At 69.0% G+C, this 4,337-nt stretch carries 6 protein-coding genes; all 6 read right to left on the reverse strand.

The features are described from left to right. Positions 1 to 55: 55 nt before the first annotated feature. Positions 56 to 763 carry a tRNA (adenosine(37)-N6)-threonylcarbamoyltransferase complex dimerization subunit type 1 TsaB gene (gene tsaB, locus ACLFRB_RS11530; protein ID WP_411069159.1) on the reverse strand — a complete coding sequence of 236 codons (708 nt, stop codon included), beginning with the start codon at positions 761 to 763 and terminating at the stop codon, positions 56 to 58. Between the two features lie 16 nt (positions 764 to 779). After that, on the reverse strand, positions 780 to 1,031 hold the full coding sequence (gene moaD, locus ACLFRB_RS11535; protein ID WP_411069160.1) for a molybdopterin converting factor subunit 1: 252 nt from the start codon (positions 1,029 to 1,031) through the stop codon (positions 780 to 782). A gap of 122 nt (positions 1,032 to 1,153) precedes the next feature. Continuing rightward, on the reverse strand, positions 1,154 to 2,035 hold the full coding sequence (ybgF, locus tag ACLFRB_RS11540) for a tol-pal system protein YbgF (protein ID WP_411069161.1): 882 nt from the start codon (positions 2,033 to 2,035) through the stop codon (positions 1,154 to 1,156). Between the two features lie 12 nt (positions 2,036 to 2,047). After that, positions 2,048 to 2,632, reverse strand: coding sequence for a peptidoglycan-associated lipoprotein Pal (gene pal, locus ACLFRB_RS11545; protein WP_411069162.1), 585 nt, complete (start codon positions 2,630 to 2,632; stop codon positions 2,048 to 2,050). Positions 2,633 to 2,659: 27 nt separating this feature from the next. Further along, positions 2,660 to 3,949 carry a Tol-Pal system beta propeller repeat protein TolB gene (tolB, locus tag ACLFRB_RS11550; protein ID WP_411069163.1) on the reverse strand — a complete coding sequence of 430 codons (1,290 nt, stop codon included), beginning with the start codon at positions 3,947 to 3,949 and terminating at the stop codon, positions 2,660 to 2,662. Beyond that, positions 3,946 to 4,337, reverse strand: a 392-nt coding sequence (locus tag ACLFRB_RS11555; protein ID WP_411069164.1) for an energy transducer TonB, incomplete at its 5' end; no start/stop codon positions are given. The genes ACLFRB_RS11555 and tolB, both read right to left, overlap by 4 nt.

Genomic DNA, 4,337 nt, shown 5'->3' on the forward strand with positions numbered 1-4,337 from the left:
CGATTCCCAGGGCACCTAGAAGGCGCTTCGGCGCGGGCCCGGCCCGCGCCGGTGCTCAGGGGCGGGAAGGCGCCTCCGCGTAGGAGGCCCGCAGGTAGGTGGGCACGGCCTCGGCGGGCGCCAGAACCCGGCCCGCGTGCCACGGCTCCACAGCCAGGGCGGCCACGGCATCGGCCCGTACCGGGATTTCCGCGTCCGTTCCCGCCAGGGCGTGGCCGCAGCGGCGGGACAGGACATCGTAGTGGGCCCGCCAGCCGCTTCCCACGCCCCACCACGGACTCTCCCCCGCGGGAAGCTCCGCCGCCTCCGGGGCGAGCGCCCGTTCCTCCCCCACGGGGTCCACCCCCCGGGCGCCGCGCTGGTACAGCCCCCAGTACACCTCCCCTTGACCCGCCTCCAGGGCCACGGCGGCCCGTTCCCGGCCACTGGCCCAGGCCGCCGCGGCCAGGCTGGACACCGAGAGCAGGGGCAGGTGCAGACCCAGCCCCAGACCCTGGGCCGTGGCCACCACGATGCGGCCGGCGGTAAACGGTCCCGGCCCCCGGGCGAAGGCTACCGCGCGCAGATCCCGACGGCCCAGACCCAGGTCCCGCAGGAGGTCGTCGAGCAGTGGCAGGAGGTGGAGAGAGTGCTGGGCCACGCCCTCCCGATAGCGGTGGTGGAGGGTGTCGTCCAGGAGGACGGCCACGGACGTGGCGTCGGCGGCCCCGGCGAGGGCCACCAGGGGGCCGGGAGCGGGAAGCTCCGGGAGCGCAGCGGACATGGGAGGGACCTCGGTGTCAGCCCCCGGTCACGGGTGGGAACAGGGCCACTTCATCCCCGTCGGCCAGGGGACGGTTCGCATCGGCATATTCTTGATTGACCGCCACCAGCACCCGACGTTCCGGGGCCAGAACCTCCGCGTGGCGGCCCCCAAGCTTCTGCAGATGGGCCAGGAGGTCCCCGACCGTCTGCAGCCCTTCCGCCGGGACCTGTTCCTCCGTTCGGCCCAGCTGCTCCCGAACCGCGGCGAAGTACAGAACCTTGATCATGGCGCGCTCCCTCCGAGGATGCCGAACTGCCCCGGGCGGTCTTCCGGGCCCGGCAGGCAGCAACAGGCCGGGCCCTGAGGTACTGGGTGCCGCCCGGTCTGGGCGGCACGGCGCGGCCGCCCCTAGGAGGAGTCCTCCTCCATGCGGTTGAGCCGCTGGCGGGCCAGGCGGGCTTCGGAGGAGTCGGGGAAGCGCTCCCGGACCCGGCTCAGGGCCTCCCGGGCGCCGTCCATGTCGCCCAGCTCGTAGAAGGAATACCCGATCTTGAGCAGGGCCGCGGGGGCCTTCTCACTATCAGGGTGCTCCTTCAGGACCCGGTTGAACTCCTTGAGGGCGCGCTCGAATTCTCGGAGCACGTAGTGGGACTCGCCCAGCCAGTACTGGGCATTGGAAGCCAAGTCGCTGTCGGGGTACTCCTCCAGGAAGCGCTGGAAGCCATCCACCGCCTCCTGGTAGGCGTTCTCCTGAACCTTGGAGAAGGCCTTCTGGTAGGCCTCCTCCGCGGAGGCGGCCTCCCGGTCTTCCCCGTCTTCCCGGTCTTTCCCATCTTCCCGGTCTTTCCCGTCTTCCCGGTCTTCCCGGTCTTTCCCGTCTTCCCGGTCTTCCTCGTCCTGCCCATCCTCTGCCGCGCCGGCCTCGTCCTCCGAGTCCTGCTCCAGGCGGCGGAGGCGTGTGTCGATGTCCTCGTAGAGGCGGCGCTGCCGTTTGTCCAGGCGCTCCACCCGGTGCTGGAGGACCTCCATGTCCCCCTGATGGGTTCGGATATTGCTGCGGAGCTCCTCCACATCCAGGGACAGGGCCTCCACGCCCTCCTGCATGCCGGAGTCGCCGGACCGCTCCTGGGACTCGCGGAGCTCCGCCAGCTCCTCCTCCATGGCCGCCACCCGCTCCTCCAGCTTGGCCTGGGGATTCTGCCCGTCACCGGCCGATCCCGGCGGTGGCGGCAGACACCCTGCAAGGGTGGCGGCCACCGTCATCACGGTGGCCAGGCGCACCAGTTTCACGTGGCTCTCCCCCTACTGATCGTAGCGAAGGCGCACACGGCGGTTCTTGGCGTAGGCGTCTTCATCACTGCCCTCCGCCATAGGGCGTTCCTCACCGAAGCTGTTCACCTCCAGGCGGTCGGAGCTCACGCCTTGAACCACCAGAAGGCGCTTCACGGACTCGGCCCGTCGCTCGCCGAGGGCGAGGTTGTAATCCCGGCTGCCCCGCTCGTCGGTGTGCCCCTCCAGGGCCACTTCGATATCACCATTGGCCTTGAGATACTTGGCGTGCTCGCGCAGCACTTCCCGGGCCTCATCGTCGAGCTCGGAGCTGTCGAAGGCGAAGAAGACCCGCTTCTGGTCCGGCTTGGAGGCCTCTTCCTCCTCCGCCCCCCGCTCCTCGGCCTCCAGGGCCTCGCCATCCTCCACGGTGTCGCCTTCCAGGCCTTGGGCCTCGGCCCCCGCGGCGCCTTCCTCCGACTCCGCTTCCTCGGCGGCCTCGGCGCCCTCCGCCGGTCCGCCCTCCGGATCCTGCTCGCCGGTGCTGGCGCAGCCGGCCAGGGCCAACATCAGGGCCGCCAGGCCCATCCATTCGATGATCCCACCTTTTTTGGGCATCAAGCGCTCCTATCGTGCCGGTTATGGTTACTGCGGGGCCCAGGCCGGCTCCCGGATATCCCCGGCGTTCTCGGGCTTGAGACGCTGATGAACGTTGCCATCAACAGATACGGTTCCAAGCTCTCCGGCCCCATCCTCGCCTCGCGTGGCGTACAGGATCGTGCGGCTGTTGGGGGCGAAGTTCGGCGATTCGTTCTGCCCCATCGGGGTCAGGGTGCGTATTTCGCCGTCCCCATTGAGCTCCATCACGGCCACGGCGAGCTCGTTGCCGTCGCCGTGGACGAAGGCTACCCGTTTTCCATCGGGAGACCAAGTGGGCGCCGCGTTGTACTTCCCCTCGAAGGTCAGGCGCTCCACGTCGCCGCCCTTCACCGGCGTCCGGTACAGCTGGGGGCTGCCGCCCCGATCCGAGGTGAAGATAAGGCTTTCCCCGTCGGGCGACCAAGTGGGCTCGGTGTCGATGGCCCAGTGCCGGGTCACCCGGGTGAGCTCGCGGTCCAGCAGGTCGAAGACGTAGATCTCCGAGTTCCCGTCCCGGGACAAAGTCAGGGCTAGACGCGTTCCGTCCGGGGAGAAGGCGGGCGAGGAGTTGATCCCGTCGAAGGAGGCGATGGTAGAGCGTTTGCCGGAATCCAGGTCCTGCATGTAGACCACGGAGCCCTGTTCCTCGAAGGAGACGTACACCAGCTTCTCACCATCCCTGGACCAGGCGGGGGACATGATGGGATCTGAGCTGGTAAGGACCTGCCGTGACCGGGCGCCGTCGGCGTCGGACACCATGAGCTGGAAGCCGTCCTCTCCCTTTTCCACGTAGGCGATACGCGTGGCGAAGGAGCCGGGCCAGCCCACGAGCTCTTCGTGAATGGCATCGGCGATGCGGTGGGCCACCCCGCGCAGGCCCTCCGGCCGTACCCGGTAGCGCATCCCTGCGATCTGTTCCTGAGCGTAGACATCGAAGAGCCGGAAGCGGACCTCCACCTGACCGTCCCCGGCCGGGGACATGCGGCCGATGGCAAGGGCATCGGCGCCCACCAGACGCCAGTCCTTGTACTCCACGTCCCCTTGGCGGTGGGGGCGACTGAGGAAGGCCTCGGGGTCGATCATCCGAAACATTCCGGAGCGGCGCAGATCCTGCCCAATCACTTTCCCTACATCGAAGGGCCGATCGTCATCCCCCTCCCAGGAGAAATCCACCAGGGCGATGGGGAGGGGGTCGCGGACCCCCTCGGTGATGTCAATGGAAAGGATGGCCTCGGCCGGCCGGCTCAAGAGGACCAGCAGGGCCAGGGCTGCGATGGCGGGTAACTTGCGGTTCATTGGGCCATGTCCGGGCTGAAATTGAGCTCGAATTCCTGAAAGTAGCGGGTCGGGCCGTCGGGCATGGAGAAGGGCGCCGCCTTCTCCACCGCCCGCACCACGGAGCTGTTGAAGTGGCCCGGGCCGTTGGAGGCCACCACCTTGGGGGGCGCCGCCAGCTCCCCGTCAGGGGTCAGCGACACGCGCACCGTGGCCTGCAGGTCCTCCCGGTCCGCGAGAGCCGGCGGTACCAGCCAATGCTCCTGCACGGCCGACTGCACCACGCCGACGAACTGGTCCCGCGCCCGTCGGTGCCGGATGGAGGTGGGCTCGTCCGATTGGCTCGATGCCTCCTCGATCCGCTCTGACAGGTCCCCACTGAGGATGTCCTCCTCCTTTTCGGGCTCCG

The organism is Thiohalorhabdus sp. (genome assembly GCF_046545655.1).
GTDB lineage: Bacteria > Pseudomonadota > Gammaproteobacteria > Thiohalorhabdales > Thiohalorhabdaceae > Thiohalorhabdus.